Origin of the sequence: Streptomyces sp. NPDC056580 (genome assembly GCF_042793175.1) — a bacterium.
In the GTDB taxonomy this organism is placed as follows: domain Bacteria; phylum Actinomycetota; class Actinomycetes; order Streptomycetales; family Streptomycetaceae; genus Streptomyces.
In genome coordinates, this window is the sequence record NZ_JBHTVE010000011.1 from 25,081 (window position 1) to 43,991 (window position 18,911).

The window sequence follows — 18,911 nt, forward strand, 5'->3', positions numbered from 1 at the left end:
CTTGCCGGCCGCGGGCCCACCGGCCGTGGTGTCATCGTCGGCCGGGGCGTCACCGGTCGGGGCGTCACTGGTCGGGCCCGAAGCAGAACTTCCGGCCGAGCCAGTAGTGCAGCCAGTCCGCGGGGCCCGGGGCCGGGCAGTCGTCGACCGGCTTCGGTGGGGGCACGCTGGACCCCGTGGGCTCCGGCACCGGCGTGGTCGGTGCCGGGGCGGCCGGCTGGTCGCCGTGGCCGTAGAGGAAGGACCGGTAGACCTGGGAGGAGCGGGGATTGGACGCGCACTGCCACACGCCGTGCGGGCAGTAGTCGGTGAGGGTGTTGTACGCCGGCTTGTGCTCCTCGATCCAGGCGAGCATGCCCCGCATGTAGGCGGGGTTGTCGCCGTTGAGGAAGAGCCCCCACTCCGGGAAGGAGATGGGCTTGCGGTGGGCCTTGGCGAACTCGGCGTGCTGCCGCAGCCCGTAGGGCTCCTTCACCTGCTCCTCGAACGACAGCCGGGCGGGCTGGTCGTAGGCGTCCATGCCGATGATGTCCACGGTGTCGTCCCCGGGGTAGCACTCGGTCCAGGGGACGGCGTCCCGGCCGCGGCTCGGGGTGAAGTCGAACCGGAACCTCTGGCCCGGCACCGACCGCATGGTCGTGACGATCCTCTTCCAGTACGCCTTCCAGGCCGCCGGGTCCGGTCCGCAGCGGTGGGTGTACGTGACGCCGTTCATCTCCCAGCCGAGCACCAGCACGGTGTCGGGCACCTTCTGCGCCACCAGCCGCTCGGCCAGCGTGCGGAAGTGGCGGTCGAACGCCCCGGCCGCCGCCTGCCTCAGCAGCTCGCGGACCTGGCCGTCGGGGACGTTCTCCTCGTTGTGCGCCTGCATCGGCACGTTGAGCACGAGGGTGCGGTCCGCCTGCTCGCGCCGCCACCGCGCCCACGCGTCCAGGAAGCCTGGCGGGCCTTCGATGTCCGCCCATTCACCGCCGGGCAGATACGTGTGCGCGACCTTCGGTTCGGTGCCGCCCAGCCAGCTGCGCAGCCCCGTGATCCGGGCCACGCCGAGCGGCCCCGAGTCGAGGAAGGCGCCGAAGGGAGTGATCCCGGCGGGTCCCTTCGTGGCGCCGGGCGAGGCGGAGACCCCGGGCTTCGCGGCCGCGGCGGACGAAGGCGTGGAGGCCGTGGGCACGGAGACCGTGGACGGGGTCGCCGTGGGCACGGGGGGTGTGGGTGCGGGTGTCGCCGGGATGGGAACCGGCCCTGCCGCGAGGACCGCCGCGATGGTGGTCCCGGCCGCGATCAGGGTCAGCCGGTACCGGGCCCTTCGCCCCTGTGGAGCCATGCCGGGATCCTCCCTCTCCCGCACGACCGCCTGCTCGCCCGGCGGTTCCTGTTACTGACACCCAGTCATACGAACCAGGGTTCCGCCAACGCGGTTAGGGCTTCCAGGTGACCCCGCCCCTCGTACGGCCGAACCGGCGGGGTGCCGGGCACTGGGCGCCGGCACCCCGCACCGGGCACGTCAGTGACGGGAGGCGCGACGGCCCCGTCGGTACAGGGTGGTCCCGGCCACGATCAGCACGGCGCTCGCCGCCGAGGCCGCCATCATGGCTTCGGCGTTGCCGCCGGTGTGCGGGAGGTGGGGTCTGCCCCCGTGATGGTGGTGGTGGTGCTCCTCGTCTCCGTAGGACGGGGGCGTGTCGTCGTCATCGCCGTAGGGGGGCGGTGTCGAGTGGTCGTCGTCTCCGTAGGAGGGCTCCTTGCTGGGCTCGTCGTCGCCGTAGGACGGCTTCGGAGTGGGCTCGTCGTCCCCGTACGAGGGCTTCGGAGTGGGCTCGTCGTCCCCGTACGAGGGCTTCGGAGAGGGCTCGTCGTCCCCGTACGAGGGCTCCTTGCTGGGCTCCTCGTGCCCGTACGAGGGCTCCTTGCTCGGCTCGTCCTCCCCGTACGAAGGCTCCTTGCCGGGCTCCTCGTGCCCGTACGAGGGCTCCTTGCTCGGCTCGTCCTCCCCGTACGAGGGCTTCGGAGAGGGCTCGTCGTCACCGTAGGAAGGCTTCTTGCCGGACTCGTCGTCACCGTAGGAAGGCTTCTTGCCCGGCTCGTCGTCCCCGTACGAGGGCTTCGGAGAGGGCTCGTCGTCGCCGTACGACGGCTTCTTGCCGGGCTCCTCGTCCCCGTACGACGGCTTCTTGCCGGGCTCCTCGTCCCCGTACGACGGCTTCTTGCCGGACTCGTCGTCGCCGTACGACGGCTTCTTGCCGGACTCGTCGTCGCCGTAGGAGGGCTTCTTGCCCGGCTCGTCCTCGCCGTACGACGGCTTCTTGCCAGGCTCGTCCTCGCCGTACGACGGCTTCTGGGTGGGCTCGTCGTCCCCGTACGAGGGCGCCGCGGTGGGCTCCTCCTTCCCGTGAGCGGACTCGGACGCGTGCTCCTCCTCCTTCGGGGAGCTCGGGGCCTTGTCCTCCTCGCCTTGCGCGGACTGAGGGGAATCGTTTCCCTTGATGTGCGACGGCGCCTGGGACGCGTCGTCGCTGTGGGAGTCGTCCCGCGGGTCGGTGCCGGACGCGCCCGCGTCCTTGCCGTCCGTGCCGGACTCGTGGCCGCCGGCGCAGCTGCCGCCGGAAGCCGGGTTCAGCGCGGCCGTTCCGTTCGCGGAGTCGCCGCAGACGTCGGCCGGGGCGTCGACCGGGGCCTGGACGGTGTTGCCGGACACCACCCCGGACGAGTGCCGGGCGGCGCCGTGCGCGCCCGAGTCGGCGAGAGCCAGGCCGCCGTACAAGGACAGCATGCCTGTCGCGGCGGCGGCCACGAGAATGCCCTTGCTGAGGGTCTGTCGCAATGTCGTGTCTTCCTGCTCGTAGAAATGGGAAGGCCGGCCCCGGAACGAGAAAGAAGGTCCGGGGCCGGCCACGACACAGCCGGTCGGCTGATGCGTCGGGTTACTGCTCTCAGTCGTTTTCGCACCGGGCGCCGAGCGCCGGGTTCAGCGCCCCGATGACGTCCACGGAGTCACCGCAGGCGTTGACCGGCACGTGCACCGGAACCTCGATGGCGTTGCCCGCGATGACGCCGGGAGAGTTGGCGGCGACGCCCTCCGCGCCGGAGTCCGCGAAGGCCGGGGCCGCCCCGCCCACAGCCAGGATGGCGCCGACGAGGACAGCAGCGCTCTTCTTCATGGAAGTTTCCCTTCTCTGCGGTCATGCCCTTCTGACGGCCTAGCCGAGCGAGCGGCTTCGGCCGAGCGAGCACGGCTTGAATGGCTCGCACCATGACCGGCAGCTGTAAAACGAGGAATAGACAGCGGAAGAAACTACGGAACGCATACCACCCGGCAATTCACTCGAACGCCCCCATGGAATTGACACCTTGGCCGACGCCGGAGCATTTTCGGTGCCGCCCAGGACGTGCGGGACGGGGGCCCGCCGCTTAGTGTGCTCAGGCGCCGTACAGCTCCTCGATCCGGGCCGCGTAGGCGGCGGTCACCGCGTGCCGCTTCACCCTCAGCGACGGGGTGAGCAGCCCGTTGTCAGCGGCTGCGCAGCCGGTCCTCCAGAACGGCCGGGGAGACCTTCTTGCCGCCAGAGGTGACCATGATGTCGTTCTTGCGGCCGGTGATGGTGAGGCAGCCGTCCTCGACGAGGCTGCCGAGGTCGCCGGTGGCGAACCACTCGTCGGCCAGGACGGCGTCCGTGGCGGCCGGGTCGTTCCAGTACGCCGCCAGGTCAACTTACTCGTAAGTAAGGAAACGTCAATGGCAGGCGCCGCCGCCGGTCACGGCTGGGTTCAGGAGACGATGTCCTTGCGGGCGAACCCCCGGAAGGCCAGGGCGAACAGCACCACGGCGTACGTCACGGAGATCGCGGCGCCCTGGACCATGCCGGACCACTCGGGGTCCTGCTGCACGACGTCGGCCCAGGCGAACTGCCAGTGCGCGGGCAGGAAGTCGCGCCAGTGGCCGAGGGCGGTCACCGCGTCCAGGACGTTGCCGACGATCGTCAGGCCGACCGCGCCCCCGACCGCGCCGAGCGGGGCGTCCGTCCTGGTGGAGAGCCAGAACGCGAGTCCCGCCGTGACCAGCTGGGACACGAAGACGTACGCCACGACCACCACCAGCCGCTGCGCGGCCGTGCCCGGGTCCAGCGCGCCGCCGGTGGGTATCTGCAGCGGACCCCAGCCGTAGGCGGCGGTGCCGACCGCGAGGGCGACGACCGGCAGCAGCACCATCGCGGCGAGGCTCAGCCCGAGCCCCACGGCGAGCTTGGACAGCAGCAGCCGGGTTCTCGGCACGGGCGCGGCGAGCAGGTAGCGCAGGGAGGACCAGCTCGCCTCGGAGGCGACCGTGTCCCCGCAGAACAGGGCGACCGGGATCACCAGCAGGAAGCCCGCCGAGACGAACAGGTTGACGGCGGCGAAGTTGGCGCCGGACGCGGTGGCCGTGTCCATCAGCGTGACCCGGCCGTCGCGGCCCGAGGGCTCGCCCCCGATCGCGAAGGCGACGAGCAGCACGAACGGCAGGACCGCGAGGACGCCGCCCATGACGAGCGTGCGGCGCCGCTTGAGCTGGCGGACCAGCTCCACGCGCAGCGGCAGCGTACGGACCGCGCGGTAGCCGGGGGCGGCCTCTACGGGCTCGACGGGCTCGCTGAGCGTGCTCACGGGGCACCTCCGATCAGGGTGAGGAAGGCGTCTTCCAGGCGTCGGTGGGGGCCGACCGAGGCGACGGGCACCTCCAGGCGCACCAGTTCCACGACCAGTTCCCCGGCGGCGCCGCCGGGCTCGAGGCGGATGAGCAGCCCGTCCTCGGTGCGGACGGCGGAGGCGACGCCGGGCAGGGCCGCGACCTTCTCCACGACCGGTTCCTCCACGGGCGTGCCGGTGCCGACCAGCAGCGTGTCGCCGGAGCCGACTATCTCCCGCACCGGACCCGCCTGCACCAGCCGGCCGCGGTCCATCACCACCAGGTGGGTGCAGGACTGCTCGACCTCGGCGAGGAGGTGGCTGGAGACGATCACGGTGCGGCCGGCGGCCGCGTAGCGGATCATCACCTCGCGCATCTCGCGGATCTGCGGCGGGTCGAGGCCGTTGGTGGGCTCGTCCAGGATGAGCAGGTCGGGCAGGCCGAGCATGGCCTGGGCGATGGCCAGGCGCTGGCGCATGCCCTGGGAGTAGGTGCGCACGGCGCGGGCGAGCGCGTCGCCGAGGCCGGCGATCTCCAGGGCCTCGTCGAGGTGGGCGTCCCCGGGCGGCCGGCCGGTGGCCCGCCAGTAGAGCTCCAGGTTCTCCCGGCCGGACAGATGGGGCAGGAAGCCCGCGCCCTCGACGAAGGCGCCGACTCTGGACAGCACCGGCGCGCCCGGGCGGACGGCGTGGCCGAAGACGCGGATCTCCCCGCCGTCCGGCCCGATGAGGCCCATCAGCATGCGCAGGGTGGTGGTCTTGCCCGCGCCGTTGGGCCCGAGCAGACCGAGGACCTGGCCCTTCTCCACCCGGAAGGACAGCTCACGCACCGCGTACCGGTCGGCGGACCCGGCGTACCGCTTGCTCAGGTCCGTTATCTGCAGCGGGACGTCGGCGAGGGCCGGGTCGGGGGCGGGGGCGGCGGTGGGACGGCGGCCGGTGACCAGCAGGGCGAGCGCGCCCAGGGCGCCGGCCAGCGGCAGCCACCACACCCAGGAGGGCAGCGGGGCCGCCGCGGTGGTGACGGCGGGCGCGGTCGGCACGCTCAGGTCCGACTCGAGCGAGACGGTGTACGTGGCCGGGGCGGCCGGTGAGGCGTAGCCGAGGTCGGTGGAGGCGAGGACCAGACGGAGCCGGTGGCCCTTGCGCACCTCGTGGTCGATGGCCGGGAGGGTGACCGTGACGTCCTTGCCCGCCTTGGCGCCGGTGACCCGCAGCGGCGTGACGAGCTGGGAGGGCAGCACCTGCCGGGCGCCGTCGGGGCCGACGTCGTACACCTTGCCGAACAGGACGGCGTCGCCGGTGGTGGAGGTGACGTGCACGGTGGCGGTCGGCGAGCCGGTGATCCGCAGGTCGCGGGTGAGCGGGGCCGAGTCGAACCGGGCGTACTGGCCGGGGAAGTCCAGGGCGACCCCGACGCCGAGCGCGGAGAGCTGGGAGAGGCCACCGGAGCCGCCGAGGCCGGGCAGCGCGGAGACGCCGGGCGGGCTGGCGCCGGCCGGGTTGGCCACGTGCTGCTTACGGCCGCTCAGGGGGACGGCCCGCGGGTGGTCGCGCAGGCCCGGGTAGGCGTCGGCGCTCGCGCCGCGCAGCTGGGCGGCGCCGTCGGTGGAGTCGACGCCACCGGTGCGGGTGACGCGGAAGGCGGGGCCGGTGGCCGCGGAACCGTCGCCCTTGAGGTAGTGGTCGAACCAGGCGGTGACCCGCCCCTGGACCCGGCTGTCCTCCATGTCGCCGCCGTCGTGCCCGCCCGCGATCCAGTCGACGGCCACCGGGGCGCCGCCGGCGCGGAGTGCGTTCGCGGCGGCGTCGGACTGGGCCAGGGTGAACAGCGAGTCGGTCTGGCCCTGCACCAGCAGGGTGGGCACCTTGATGCGGCCGGCGACCGCGACCGGGGAGCGCTTCTCGAGTAGTTCGCGGGCGGCGGCGTCCGGGGTGCCGGACTCGGCGACCCGGTCGTACATCCGGCACAGGGCGGGCTCGAACCTGGCGCAGCCGCCGCCGGTGTTGAAGAAGACGCCGGCCCACAGCTTCTTGAAGACGCCGTTCGGGAACAGGGCGTCGGCGAGGTTCCAGTAGGTGACGGCCGGGGCGATGGCGTCGACGCGGCGGTCGTGTCCGGCGGCGAGCAGGGAGACGGCGCCGCCGTAGGAGCCGCCGGTCACGCCCACGCGGGGGTCGCCCTTGGCGTCGAGGCGGACCTGGGGCTGCTCGGCCAGCCAGTCGATGAGCCTGGAGACGTCGGCGACCTCGTGCTCCGGGTCGTTCAGGCCGATCTTGCCGGTGGAGCGGCCGAAGCCGCGGGCCGACCAGGTCAGCACCGCGTAGCCGGCGCGGGTGAGGTCCTCGGCCTCCTGGCGCACGTCGTCCTTGCTGCCGCCGAAGCCGTGGGCGAGCAGGACGGCGGGGCGGCGGCCGGAGGAGGCGCCGGTGAAGTACGAGGTGTCCAGGCGGGTGCCGTCGGCCATGGTCATCACCCGGTCGGTCCGGCGCACCCCGGACGGGCCGTCGGACGCCACGGCCGACCACGTCCCGGCGCCGGCGAGCACCACGACGGCGGCCGCGGCGGCGAGCAGCCGGCGCGGCCCCTTCAGCAGTCCCCGCCGCACGGGCACTCGAAGATCCATGCATCAACGGTACGGGCCGCCACCGACGGCGCATGCGGCCCAGGGGCTGAACTCTCGCCCTCCTCACGGCGTACGGAACGGTTCCTCCAGTACTCCAGGCGTGGTAGCAAGGCGCATGCGCCCTCCCGACATCCGCCGCGCCACGAGCGTCGCCCAGCTCGTGGCGGCCGGGCACCTGTTCGACCAGCCGGTCCGCGCCGAGTGGGCCGAACGGTTCCTGACCACCGCCGGACACCATCTGTTCCTCGCGCACGCGGAGGAAGGGGGCGGCCCGGTCGGGTTCGTCAGCGGCGTGGAGACCGTGCACCCAGACAAGGGAACCGAGATGTTCCTGTACGAGCTGGCTGTCGCCGAGCCGTACCGCCGCCGGGGGATCGGGCGGGCGCTGGTGCTGCGGCTGGCCGCGCTGGCGCGGGAGCGGGGCTGCCACGGGATGTGGGTCGGCGTGGACCGCGGGAACGACGTCGCCCTCGCCGCCTATCGCAGTGCGGGCGGCGAGGACGACGGGTCGTGCTCGGTGGTGACGTGGGACTTCGGCTGAGCCCTCAGACCTGCTCGTCCTCCGGGATCGACACCAGCCAGCGGGTGTCGCGGCGCGGGCGGAGGTAGAAGACCCAGTAGAGGGTGGCGACCGCGGTGATGCCGCCGGTCCACAGCAGGTAGCTCGCCTCCTGCTGGGTGAGGATGTAGGCGAGGACCACGATGAGCAGGATGGGCATCGCGGGCCACAGCGGCATCCGCCAGGCGGGCGTGTGCTTGTGCGAGCCGCGGCGGCTCAGCAGGGCGGCGACCGCGACGAGGATGTACATGCCGGTCACGGAGACGCCGGTGACGCCGTACAGGGTGTCCAGGTTGACGAAGCAGAGGACCGCGCCGGGGACGCCGACCGCGAGCGTGGCGACCCAGGGGGAGCCGAAGCGGCCGAGCCGGGAGAAGACGTTGTTGACCGGCTCGGGCCAGGCCTTGTCGCGGGCGGAGGCGAACAGGACGCGGGAGTTCTGGATGACCATGACGATGCCCGCGTTGATGATCGCGAGGGCCACGCAGAGGCTCACGAAGGCGCCGACCGCGGAGTTGGACCAGGCGGTGACCATCGCGCTCAGGTCGCCGCTGGTGAGCTCCTTGACGTCGGAGGCGCCCATGGTGATGGCGGCGACCGGGACGATGATGACCACCGAGGAGATGGCGAGGGTAGCCAGCACCGTGCGGGCGACGTTGCGGCGCGGGTGCTCGAGTTCCTCGGAGAGGTAGACGGCGGTCGAGAAGCCCTGGGTGGCGAACAGGGCGATGGCGAGCCCGGAGATGACGAGCATGGCCGTCACCGGGTCGGTGTGGCCGCTCGGGCCGGCCACCTCCATGGAGACCAGGCTGCCGACGCCGCGCTGGCTGTGCGAGAAGCCCAGCAGGGCGACCACACCGGCCGCGATGACCTCCAGGACCAGGAAGATGCCGGTGATCCAGGCGTTGGCCCGCAGGTCGAGCAGGCCGGCGAGGGTGGCCAGCAGCATCACGCCGGCGCCGGTCATGGCCGGGTCGAGGTGCACGATCGGGGTCAGGTAGTCGGCCGTGCCCATCGCGATCACCGGCGGGACGATCACCACCACCAGCAGGGACAGCACGAAGACCAGCCAGCCCGCGAGCCGCCCGGCCATCGTCGACACCATGGCGTACTCGCCGCCCGCGCTGGGGATGAGGGTGCCCAGCTCGGAGTAGCAGAACGCCACGGCGATACAGAGGAGGGAGCCGATGGCGATCGTCAGGGCGGTCGCGGTGCCGAGGGAGCCGAACAGGTCCGGGACGACCACGAAGAGCGTGGACGCGGGCGTGACGCACGAGAGCGTCAGCAGGGTGCCGCCGACGACGCCGATGGAACGCTTGAGCTTCTGGGGGCCGTCAGGGACGCCCGAAGCGTCTGTGACGGCGGTGTCGACAGGGCGGAGCGTGTCGGTCATGCGGCGGGGTTCCGATCGACTCGTGCGACTGAGGGTGGGGGTCGGGAGCGCTATCGCCTCCGGCGGCTCGTCGTACGTTCGTCTCGTCCGCTCCCGGCGCTGCTTAGAGAACCCCGACGAAAACCGCCACGTCAATGGGGGTCTACCTTCGGATTCCGCACCTGGAAAGCGACGCAGTTCACATCACTTTCGTAGGCAATGATCACGTGCCAGTTCATTCAGCAAGCCGAGTCGACGGATGACCTTGCTTTCGAAGGTGAGGTGAACGACTTTCGTTGCTTGCCCGTTTCATCCCCGAAAACGGGAACCGCAGGTGACGTGACAAAAAAAATGTCGGGCCGTCCGGTATCCGGACGGCCCGACGGGGCGTTGTCGGTGGGTTCTCAGTGGTTGCGCGGGAAGCCCAGGTCGACGCCGGCCGGGGCGTCCGCCGGGTCCGGCCAGCGGGTGGTGACGACCTTGCCGCGGGTGTAGAAGTGCGTGCCGTCGTTGCCGTAGATGTGGTGGTCGCCGAAGAGCGAGTCCTTCCAGCCGCCGAACGAGTGGTAGCCGACGGGGACCGGGATCGGTACGTTCACGCCGACCATGCCGGCCTCGACCTCGAGCTGGAAGCGGCGGGCCGCGCCGCCGTCCCGGGTGAAGATGGCGGTGCCGTTGCCGAACGGCGAGGCGTTGATGAGGGCCACGCCCTCCTCGTATGTCTCGGCGCGCAGCACGCACAGGACCGGGCCGAAGATCTCGTCCTGGTAGGCACTGGCCGTGGTCGGGACCCTGTCGAGCAGCGAGATGCCGATCCAGTGGCCGTCCTCGTAGCCCGCCACGGTGTGGCCGGTGCCGTCCAGGACCACCTCGCAGCCCTCGTCGGCGGCGCCCTTCACGTAGGAGGCGACCTTGTCGCGGTGGGCGGCGGTGATCAGCGGGCCCATCTCGGACGCCGGGTCGTCGCCGGGACCGATCTTGATCTTCTCGGCCCGCTCGCGGATCTTCTCCACCAGCTCGTCGCCGATCGCGCCGACCGCCACCACCGCGGAGATCGCCATGCAGCGCTCGCCGGCCGAGCCGTAGGCCGCCGAGACCGCCGCGTCGGCGGCCGCGTCCAGGTCGGCGTCCGGCAGCACCAGCATGTGGTTCTTCGCGCCGCCGAGGGCCTGTACCCGCTTGCCGTTGGCGGAGGCGGTGGTGTGGATGTAGCGGGCGATCGGGGTCGAGCCGACGAAGGAGACGGCCTTGACGTCCGGGTGCTCCAGCAGCCGGTCCACGGCCACCTTGTCACCGTGCACGACGTTGAAGACGCCGTCCGGCAGTCCGGCCTCGGCGAGCAGCTCGGCGAGCCGGACCGCGGCCGACGGGTCCTTCTCGCTCGGCTTCAGCACGAACGTGTTGCCACAGGCGATGGCGATCGGGAACATCCACATCGGCACCATCGCCGGGAAGTTGAACGGAGTGATCCCCGCGACCACGCCCAGCGGCTGCCGGATCGAGGACACGTCCACCCGGCTCGCCACCTGCGTGGACAGTTCGCCCTTGAGCTGGACGCTGATGCCGCAGGCCAGGTCGACGATCTCCAGGCCGCGTGCCACCTCGCCGAGGGCGTCCGAGTGCACCTTGCCGTGCTCGGCGGTGATCAGCTCGGCGATCTCGTCCCGGTGCGCGTCGAGCAGCGCGCGGAACTTGAAGAGGATGCCGGTCCGCTGGGCCAGCGAGGACTGGCCCCAGGTCGTGTAGGCGTCCTTGGCGGCGGCGACCGCCGCGTCCACCTCCTCGACCGACGCGAACGCGACCTTCGTGGTGACCGCGCCGGTCGCCGGGTCCGTGACCGGCCCGTACGCGCCCGACGCGCCTTCGGCGGTCTTGCCGCCGATCCAGTGGTTGACGATCTTCGTCATGCCCTAAGACTCCTTCTACAGGTGGCGGCGTCGGGTCGAGACGTGCCGTTCGTACAGCTCACGTGCCTTGACCGCGCTCGATCGGGTCGCGGTCTCGGCCACAGGAACATCCCACCAGGCCTGCGCCTCGGGCGCGCCCGACACAGTGTCGGACGTTTCGGTCTCCACGTAGACACATGTGGGAGTGTCCGCCGCGCGGGCCTCGGCGAGCGCCGACCGCAGGTCCCGGACCGTCCGCGCGCGCAGCACCCGCATGCCGAGACTGGCCGCGTTGGCGGCGAGGTCCACGGGCAGCGGGGCGCCGGTGAAGGCGCCGTCGGCCGCGCGGTGGCGGTAGGCGGTGCCGAACCGCTCGGCGCCCACCGACTCCGACAGACCGCCGATCGAGGCGTACCCGTGGTTCTGCACCAGCAGCACCTTGATCGCGACGCCCTCCTGGACCGCGGTGACGATCTCCGTCGGCATCATCAGGTATGTGCCGTCGCCGACCAGTGCCCACACGTTCCGCCCGGGCGCGGCGAGCTTGACGCCGATCGCGGCCGGGATCTCGTAGCCCATGCAGGAGTAGCCGTACTCCAGGTGGTACTGGTCCCGGGACCGGGTCCGCCACAGCTTGTGCAGGTCGCCGGGGAGCGAGCCGGCCGCGGCCACGATGATGTCGGACTCGTCGGCCAGGGCGTCGAGGGCGCCGATGACCTGCGGCTGGGTCGGGCGTACGTCGGGCTCGTCGGCCTCGAGGCAGGCGTCCACGCGCTGCTCCCAGCGCTCCTTGTCCTCGGTGTACTCCGCGACGTAGGAGGCGGCGGCCCGGTGGCCGTGCGTCCCCAGCGCCTCGGTCAGCTCGCCGAGCCCGCTGCGGGCGTCCGCGACCAGCGGGAGCCCGGCGAGCTTGTGGCTGTCGAAGGACGCGATGTTGAGGTTCAGGAAGCGGACGTCCGGGTTCTCGAAGAGGGTGCCGGAGGCGGTGGTGAAGTCGGTGTACCGGGTGCCGACGCCGATGACGAGGTCCGCGGTGCGGGCCAGTTCGTCGGCGGCGGCGGTGCCGGTGTGGCCGACGCCGCCGACGTCCTGCGGGTGGTCGTGGCGCAGGGAGCCCTTGCCCGCCTGGGTGGAGGCGACCGGTATCCCGGTGGCCGCCGCGAACTCCGCGAGGGCCTCCTCGGCGCGGCTGTGGTGGACGCCGCCGCCCGCGATGACGAGCGGCCTGCGCGCCCGGCGGACGGCCCGCACCGCCTCGGCCAGCTCGGCCGGGTCCGTGCCGGGGCGCCGCACCGCCCACACGCGCTCGGCGAAGAACGCCTCGGGCCAGTCGTACGCCTCGGCCTGGACGTCCTGCGGCAGGGCGAGGGTGACCGCGCCGGTCTCCACCGGATCGGTGAGGACCCGCATGGCCTGCAGCGCGCCGGGGATCAGCTGCTCGGGCCGGGTGATCCGGTCGAAGTACCGCGACACCGGGCGCAGGGTGTCGTTGACCGAGACGTCACCGGCGTACGGCACCTCCAGCTGCTGCAGGACCGGGTCGGCGGGGCGGGCGGCGAAGACGTCGCCGGGGAGCAGCAGGACCGGGAGGTGGTTGACGGTGGCGAGGGCGGCGCCGGTGACCAGGTTGGTCGCGCCGGGGCCGATGGAGGTGGTGACCGCGTGGGTGGACAGGCGGTTGCACTGCCGGGCGTAGCCGACCGCCGCGTGCACCATGGCCTGCTCGTTGCGGCCCTGGTGGAACGGCATGGCGCCGGCGTGCTCGACCAGGGCCTGGCCGAGCCCGGCGACGTTGCCGTGCCCGAAGATGCCCCAGGTGGCGCCGATCAGCCGCCTCCGCTCGCCGTCCCGTTCGGTGTGCTGGGCGGCGAGGAAGCGGACCAGTGCCTGGGCGACGGTCAGCCGGACGGTCATCGGTAGCCCCCTGTGCTCTTCGCGTGGTCGGGGTGGAAGCGGATCCGCCACTCCCGGGTCTCGCCGGGGCCGGCCATGACGTTGAGGTAGTACATGTCGTGGCCGGGCTGGGCGATCGACGGGCCGTGCCACCCGTCGGGCACGAGGACGGCGTCACCGGAGCGGACCTCGGCGAGGAGGTCGCAGCCGCCCTCGCGCGAGGGGAACACGCGCTGGTAGCCGAATCCGCCCGGGCCGTCGATCTCGAAGTAGTAGATCTCCTCCAGCAGGGACTCCTCCCCCGGCCGGTGCTCGTCGTGCTTGTGCGAGGGGTAGGAGGACCAGTTGCCGCCGGGGGTGACGACCTCCACGGCGATCAGCCGGTCGCAGTCGAAGGCGTCAGCCGCGGCGAAGTTGCGCACCTGGCGGGCGCAGGCGCCGCTGCCGCGGTGTTCGACGGGGACCTCCGGCGCGGGGCCGTAGCGGGCGGGGAGTCGTCGCTCGCACTTCGCTCCTGCCAGGGCGAAGCGGCCTCCCGCGCCGGAGGCGATCTGGACCCGGGCGTCGCGGGGCGCGTACACGAAGTCGGAGACCCCGCTGAACACGCTGTCCCGTCCCAGGAGTTGGAATTCGTTTTCCTCGATTCGCACGGTACATCCGCCTTGCAACGGAAGCACGATCCACTCACTGCCCCCGGTGGTGAACGTATGGCTGCCGCCGGGTGTCAGCTCCACGACACGCAGGCCGCTGTACTCCCACCCGGCGCGCTCGGGGCCGATGTCGACGGCGTACCCGCCATTCGACGCGGCCCCCCGGGGCAGGTGCAGGTCGGTGCTGGTCATGCGGCCCCTCACAGCAGTCCGGTGGCGGTGTCCACGGCGGCGGCCACGTCGCCGTCCGCCGGATACAGCAGCGAACGGCCCACCACCAGGCCGCGCACGGTGGGCAGCCGGAGCGCCCCGCGCCACTTCTCGTAGGCGGCGTCCTGGTCCCCGGGGGAGTCCCCCACGTCGCCGCCGAGGAGTACGGCCGGCAGCGTCGAGGTCTCCATGACCCGGGCCATGTCGTCGGGGTTCTCGGTGACCGGGACCTTCAGCCAGGTGTAGGCCGAGGTGCCGCCGAGGCCGGAGGCGATGGCGACGGACCGGGTGACGGCGTCGGCCGACAGGTCGTTGACCAGCCGTCCCTCTGCGGTGCGGCGGCTGATGAACGGCTCCACGAAGACCGGCAGCCGGCGGGCGGCCATGTCGTCGATGACGCGCGCGGCGGACTCCAGGGTGGTCAGGGAGCCCGGGTCGGTGTAGTCGATGCGCAGCAGCATCTTCCCGGCGTCGAAGCCGAGCCGCTGGATGTCCTCGGGGCGGTGGCCGGTGAAGCGGTCGTCGAGTTCGAAGCTGGCGCCCTGCAGCCCGCCGCGGTTCATGGAGCCGAGGACGACCTTGCGGTCGAGGGCGCCGAGCAGCAGCAGGTCGTCCAGTACGTCGGCGGTCGCGAGGACGCCGTCGACACCGGGCCGGGACAGCGCGAGGCACAGGCGCCGCAGCAGGTCGGCGCGGTTGGCCATGGCGAGGGCGCGGTCGCCGGCGCCGAGCGCGCCGCGGGCCGGGTGGTCGGCGGCGACGATCAGCAGGCGGCCGCTCGTGCCCAGCAGCGGGCGGCGGATCCGCCGGTCGGCGGCCTCGGCGACGGCCTCGGGGTGGTGGGTGCGGACGCGGACCAGTTCGGCGACGTCGACGGGCGGCAGCCGGGTTGCCGCCCCTCCCCCGGTGTGCGTGCCGGCCACGCGGCCCGCCCTCACAGCACCGCTCCGGCCTCGAGCGCGGCGGCCACCTCGGCGGGGGTCGGCATGGCGGAGGAGCACTCCAGGCGGGAGGCGACGATGGCGCCGGCCGCGTTGGCGTGCCGCAGGACCGTCTCCAGGTCCCAGCCCGCCAGCAGGCCGTGGCAGAGGGAGCCGCCGAAGGCGTCCCCGGCGCCGAGTCCGTTGAGGACGGTGACCGGCAGCGGCGGGACCTCGGCGTACCCGCCGCTGCGGTCGACGGCGAGGACGCCCTTGGGCCCCTGTTTGACCACGGCGGTCTCGGCCCCGGCGGCCAGCAGCGCGTCGGCCGCCGCGCGGGGGTCGCGGACTCCGGTGGCGATCTCCACCTCGTCCAGGTTGCCGACGGCGACCGTGGTGTGCCGCAGCGCCTCGGCGTAGAAGGGCCGGGCCTCGTCGGGGCCGGCCCAGGCCGTGCTGTTCCAGAGGGCGGGGCGCCAGTCGAGGTCGAAGACCGTCGTGCCGCAGCGGGCCCGGTGGGCGAGGGCCGTGAGGGTCGCCGTACGGCTCGGCTCGGCGCTCAGGCCGGTGCCGGTGACCCAGAAGACCCGGGCGCCGGCGATGGCGTCCAGGTCGAGGCCGGCGGCGTCGATCTCCAGGTCGGGCGCCTTGGGCCGGCGGTAGAAGTAGAGGGGGAAGTCGTCCGGCGGGAAGACCTCGCAGAAGGTGACCGGGGTGGGCAGGCCGGGGACCGGGGTGACCCAGCGGTCGTCGACGCCGAAGCCGCGCAGGGCCTCGTGCAGATAGGTGCCGAACGGGTCGTCGCCGGTGCGGGTGATCACCGCGGTGCGGCGGCCGAGCCGGGCCGCTGCGACCGCGACGTTGGCCGCCGAGCCGCCGAGGAACTTGCCGAAGGACGCCACCTGGGCGAGCGGGACGCCGGTCTGCAGCGGGTAGAGGTCCACTCCGATCCGCCCCATGGTGATCAGGTCGTACGCCATCGGCTTCCCTTCCGTGCCGGCCGGTTCACCCTGCGTGGCCCTTCCGGCTTTCTAGTCCTGTCCGGCGAACCCTGTCAATATTTTGTCCGGACATTCGGACGACAGCTTGACACCGCTTTCCGGGCGCCCGCAGGCTGGCGGCCATGACGTCCTTGTCACCCTCCTCCGCTTCCTCACCTTCCTCACCTTCCCGCATCCGGATCGGTTCGGCGCCCGACTCCTGGGGTGTCTGGTTCCCGGACGACCCGCGGCAGGTGCCCTGGCGGCGGTTCCTCGACGAGGTCGCCGCCTCCGGCTACGAGTGGATCGAGCTGGGCCCCTACGGCTATCTGCCGACCGACCCCGCCGTGCTCGCCGAGGAGACCGCCCGCCGTGGGCTGCGGGTGTCGGCCGGCACCGTCTTCACCGGCCTGCACCACGGCCCCGCCGTCTGGGAGAAGACCTGGGAACACGTCTCCGGCATCGCCGCCCTGACCCGGGACATGGGCGCCCGCCACCTGGTCGTCATCCCGTCCTTCTGGCGGGACGACCGGACGGGCGAGGTGCTGGAGCCGGACACGCTGACCGCCGGGCAGTGGCGCGACCTGACCTCGCTGACCGAACGGCTGGGGCGCGAGGTGCGGGAGCGGTACGGCCTCACGGCCGTCGTCCACCCGCACGCCGACACGCACATCGACACCGAGGAGAACGTCACCCGGTTCCTCGACGGCACCGACCCCGCCCTGGTGTCGCTGTGCCTGGACACCGGGCACTACGCATACTGCGGCGGCGACAGCGTCAAGCTGATCGAGACCTACGGCGAGCGGATCGGCTACCTCCACCTGAAGCAGGTGGACCCGGAGATCCTCGCCGGCGTGCGGGCCGAGGGCACGCCGTTCGGGCCCGCGGTCGCCCGGGGGGTGATGTGCGAACCGCCGTCCGGGGTGCCCGCGCTGGGGCCGGTGTTGGAGGCCGCCGGACGGCTCGGCACGGACCTGTTCGCGATCGTCGAGCAGGACATGTACCCGTGCGACCCGGACAAGCCGCTGCCGATCGCCCGGCGCACCCGGGCGTTCCTGAGGTCCTGCGGCGCCTGAACCCCGGCGGTCTCGCGGGCCTCTTTGCTGCGGCCGTGTCACAAACTCCCCCTTCCTGTCACAGATGTCGCGCCTACGCGGGTTCTCGGTCACACCCGGCCGACAGCCGCTTGCCCGTCGCACCCCGGCGTCGTTCACCGGGCACAGGCTTGTTGATCACCAGCGCAGCGCCCGGCTCCCCCGAAGGCCGTCCCCCGGCCGCGCCGCGGCGCGCGCGGGGAGGTACGACGCATGACCGACCGAAGGCTCTGGTCCTACAAGGAGATCGCGGCGCACATCAGGGTGCAGCCGGACACCGTACGGTCCTACCGCAAGCACGGCCTGCTGCCGCCGCCGGACCAGGTGGAGAGCGGCAAGCCCTACTGGTACGCCGACACCGTCCGCGCCTGGGTGGCCGCCCGGCCGGGCAACCGGGGCCGTAGAACGGACTGAGCACGGAAAATCAACTGTGCCCCGCCAGCCGGCTGGGGCACAGTCGCCCCATGAGTTTCTCCGTCAAACCCGTTCTGACCGGCCGCAGGACCGTTCTGCGGCCGTTCACCGAGGCCGACGCCGGTGTCATGGGGGAGATCGTCGCCGACCCCGAGGTCGTCCGCTTCACCTTCGATCCGTCCACCGAGCTGACCCCGGAACGGCTGCGCACCTGGTACGGCTCCCGGGCCACCGCCCCCGACCGGCTCGACCTGGCCGTCACCGATCCGAAGTCCGGGGAGGTCCTGGGCGAGGTCGTGCTGTTCGAGTACGACGCGGCCGCCCGGAGCTGCGTCTTCCGCACGCTCATCGGCCCCAGGGGCCGCGGCCGCGGGATCGGCACCGAGGCGACCCGGCTGATCGTCGCCCACGGCTTCGAGGCACTCGGCCTGCACCGCATCGAGCTGGCGGCCTGGGCCCACAACCACCGGGCCCTGCGCGTCTACGAGAAGGCGGGCTTCGTGGTCGAGGGGGTACGGCGGGAGGTGCAGCGGCGCGAGGGCGAGTGGGCCGACGAGGTGATCATGGCGGTCCTGGACCGTGAGTGGGCCGCGCTCAACGCCACGGCTCGATGACGGTCACGCCCGCCCCCGGCGCCGTCCCCATGGCGGCGAGGGCGGCCGGAGCCTCGTCCAGCGGGATCGTCCGCGTCACCAGCAGGTCGGGGCGCAGCGCCCCGGAGCCGACCAGCTCCAGCATGCCGGGATAGGCGTGGGCGGCCATGCCGTGGCTGCCCAGGATCTCGAGTTCCAGGGCGATGGCGCGGGCCAGCGGGACGGGAGTGGTGCCGTCGGCCGAGGGCAGCAGGCCCACCTGGACGTGCCGGCCGCGACGGCGCAGGGAGCCGACGGAGGCGGCGCAGGTGACGGGCGAGCCGAGGGCGTCCAGGGAGAGATGGGCACCGCCCCCGGTCAGCTCCCGCACGGCCGCCGCCGTGTCCGGCACGGCGGCGGCGTCCACCGTCCCGGCCGCGCCGAACGTCCGGGCCAGCTCCAGCGCCCCGGGCGAGACGTCCACCGCGATCACCCGGGCCCCTGCCGCGGCCGCGATCATCACCGCCGACAGCCCGACCCCGCCGCAGCCGTGCACCGCCACCCACTCCCCCGCCGCCACCCGGCCCTGCCGCACCACCGCGCGGAAGGCGGTGGCGAAGCGGCAGCCGAGGGCGGCGGCGGTGCCGTAGGCCATCGAGTCGGGGACGGCGACCAGATTCACATCGGCGTGGTCGAGGGCCACGTACTGGGCGAAGGAGCCCCAGTGGTGGAAGCCGGGCTGGGTCTGGCGCTCGCACACCTGCTGGTCGCCGGCCGCGCAGGACGGGCAGCTCCCGCAGGCGCAGACGAAGGGCACGGTGACCCGGTCGCCGGGGCGCCAGCCCGTCACCCGGGGGCCCACCGCCTCGACGACTCCGGCGAGTTCGTGCCCGGGGACGTGCGGCAGGGTGATGTCCGGGTCGTGGCCCATCCAGCCGTGCCAGTCGCTGCGGCACAGGCCCGTCGCCTCGACCCGTACCACGGCCCCGTGCCCGGCCGGCTCCGGGTCCGGCACCTCCCGCACCTCGGCCGGCTCCCCGAACTTCTCGAACACCACCGCTCTCATGCGGCC

The 18,911-nt window shown here is 72.7% G+C and carries 16 protein-coding genes and 1 pseudogene; 4 read left to right on the forward strand and 13 right to left on the reverse strand.

Annotated features, from left to right (window positions below; genetic code table 11):
* Positions 1–64: 64 nt before the first annotated feature.
* The 6 genes and pseudogenes from ACFQ9Z_RS24505 to ACFQ9Z_RS24530 all read right to left on the reverse strand — a co-directional run bounded on the left by ACFQ9Z_RS24505 (position 65) and on the right by ACFQ9Z_RS24530 (position 7,289).
* Entirely contained in the window at positions 65–1,327 is a 1,263-nt protein-coding gene (locus ACFQ9Z_RS24505; RefSeq protein ID WP_383022519.1) for a glycosyl hydrolase, read from the reverse strand.
* A gap of 180 nt (positions 1,328–1,507) precedes the next feature.
* A complete protein-coding gene (locus tag ACFQ9Z_RS24510) occupies positions 1,508–2,824 on the reverse strand; it encodes a chaplin family protein (protein WP_383022522.1) in 1,317 nt (438 codons plus the stop codon).
* A gap of 109 nt (positions 2,825–2,933) precedes the next feature.
* Complete coding sequence (locus tag ACFQ9Z_RS24515) at positions 2,934–3,161, reverse strand: chaplin (RefSeq protein WP_383022524.1); 228 nt, start codon at positions 3,159–3,161, stop codon at positions 2,934–2,936.
* 353 nt (positions 3,162–3,514) lie between these two features.
* Positions 3,515–3,700, reverse strand: a pseudogene (locus tag ACFQ9Z_RS24520) (long-chain fatty acid--CoA ligase); the annotation flags it as partial.
* 68 nt (positions 3,701–3,768) lie between these two features.
* Positions 3,769–4,641: an ABC transporter permease gene (locus ACFQ9Z_RS24525; protein ID WP_383022527.1), complete on the reverse strand. Its 873-nt coding sequence runs from the start codon at positions 4,639–4,641 to the stop codon at positions 3,769–3,771.
* On the reverse strand, positions 4,638–7,289 hold the full coding sequence (locus tag ACFQ9Z_RS24530) for a CocE/NonD family hydrolase (RefSeq protein WP_383022530.1): 2,652 nt from the start codon (positions 7,287–7,289) through the stop codon (positions 4,638–4,640). Before ACFQ9Z_RS24530 ends, ACFQ9Z_RS24525 begins: the two co-directional genes overlap by 4 nt.
* Before the next feature lie 115 nt (positions 7,290–7,404).
* Between ACFQ9Z_RS24530 and ACFQ9Z_RS24535 the strand changes: the two genes are divergently transcribed.
* The gene (locus ACFQ9Z_RS24535; RefSeq protein WP_383022532.1) at positions 7,405–7,830 is read left to right on the forward strand and encodes a GNAT family N-acetyltransferase; all 426 of its coding nucleotides are present in this window, start codon (positions 7,405–7,407) and stop codon (positions 7,828–7,830) included.
* Positions 7,831–7,834: 4 nt separating this feature from the next.
* Here the strand turns inward: ACFQ9Z_RS24535 and ACFQ9Z_RS24540 are convergent, their stop codons facing one another.
* The 6 genes from ACFQ9Z_RS24540 to iolC all read right to left on the reverse strand — a co-directional run bounded on the left by ACFQ9Z_RS24540 (position 7,835) and on the right by iolC (position 15,759).
* Positions 7,835–9,241, reverse strand: coding sequence for an APC family permease (locus ACFQ9Z_RS24540; protein WP_383022534.1), 1,407 nt, complete (start codon positions 9,239–9,241; stop codon positions 7,835–7,837).
* Positions 9,242–9,624: 383 nt separating this feature from the next.
* Positions 9,625–11,127 (reverse strand): CoA-acylating methylmalonate-semialdehyde dehydrogenase, encoded by a 1,503-nt coding sequence (gene mmsA / locus ACFQ9Z_RS24545; RefSeq protein ID WP_383022537.1) that lies wholly within the window; start codon positions 11,125–11,127, stop codon positions 9,625–9,627.
* 15 nt (positions 11,128–11,142) lie between these two features.
* Complete coding sequence (gene iolD, locus ACFQ9Z_RS24550) at positions 11,143–13,020, reverse strand: 3D-(3,5/4)-trihydroxycyclohexane-1,2-dione acylhydrolase (decyclizing) (RefSeq protein WP_383022539.1); 1,878 nt, start codon at positions 13,018–13,020, stop codon at positions 11,143–11,145.
* Complete coding sequence (iolB, locus tag ACFQ9Z_RS24555; protein WP_383022542.1) at positions 13,017–13,841, reverse strand: 5-deoxy-glucuronate isomerase; 825 nt, start codon at positions 13,839–13,841, stop codon at positions 13,017–13,019. The genes iolD and iolB overlap by 4 nt, the downstream gene beginning before the upstream one ends.
* Positions 13,842–13,849: 8 nt before the next feature.
* Positions 13,850–14,782, reverse strand: coding sequence for a deoxyribose-phosphate aldolase (locus ACFQ9Z_RS24560; protein ID WP_383022544.1), 933 nt, complete (start codon positions 14,780–14,782; stop codon positions 13,850–13,852).
* Positions 14,783–14,793: 11 nt separating this feature from the next.
* Positions 14,794–15,759 (reverse strand): 5-dehydro-2-deoxygluconokinase, encoded by a 966-nt coding sequence (iolC, locus tag ACFQ9Z_RS24565; RefSeq protein ID WP_383022547.1) that lies wholly within the window; start codon positions 15,757–15,759, stop codon positions 14,794–14,796.
* A gap of 143 nt (positions 15,760–15,902) precedes the next feature.
* Here iolC and ACFQ9Z_RS24570 point away from each other — a divergent pair, with 143 nt between their 5' ends.
* The 3 genes from ACFQ9Z_RS24570 to ACFQ9Z_RS24580 all read left to right on the forward strand — a co-directional run bounded on the left by ACFQ9Z_RS24570 (position 15,903) and on the right by ACFQ9Z_RS24580 (position 17,881).
* The gene (locus ACFQ9Z_RS24570; protein ID WP_383022549.1) at positions 15,903–16,835 is read left to right on the forward strand and encodes a sugar phosphate isomerase/epimerase family protein; all 933 of its coding nucleotides are present in this window, start codon (positions 15,903–15,905) and stop codon (positions 16,833–16,835) included.
* A 231-nt stretch (positions 16,836–17,066) separates the two neighbouring features.
* Entirely contained in the window at positions 17,067–17,267 is a 201-nt protein-coding gene (locus tag ACFQ9Z_RS24575) for a helix-turn-helix transcriptional regulator (RefSeq protein ID WP_383022552.1), read from the forward strand.
* A gap of 50 nt (positions 17,268–17,317) precedes the next feature.
* Positions 17,318–17,881: a GNAT family N-acetyltransferase gene (locus ACFQ9Z_RS24580; RefSeq protein ID WP_383022555.1), complete on the forward strand. Its 564-nt coding sequence runs from the start codon at positions 17,318–17,320 to the stop codon at positions 17,879–17,881.
* Here ACFQ9Z_RS24580 and ACFQ9Z_RS24585 read toward each other — a convergent pair.
* Positions 17,862–18,905 carry a zinc-dependent alcohol dehydrogenase family protein gene (locus ACFQ9Z_RS24585; protein WP_383022558.1) on the reverse strand — a complete coding sequence of 348 codons (1,044 nt, stop codon included), beginning with the start codon at positions 18,903–18,905 and terminating at the stop codon, positions 17,862–17,864. The two genes, ACFQ9Z_RS24580 and ACFQ9Z_RS24585, sit on opposite strands and share 20 nt — an antisense overlap.
* Between the last annotated feature and the right edge of the window lie 6 nt (positions 18,906–18,911).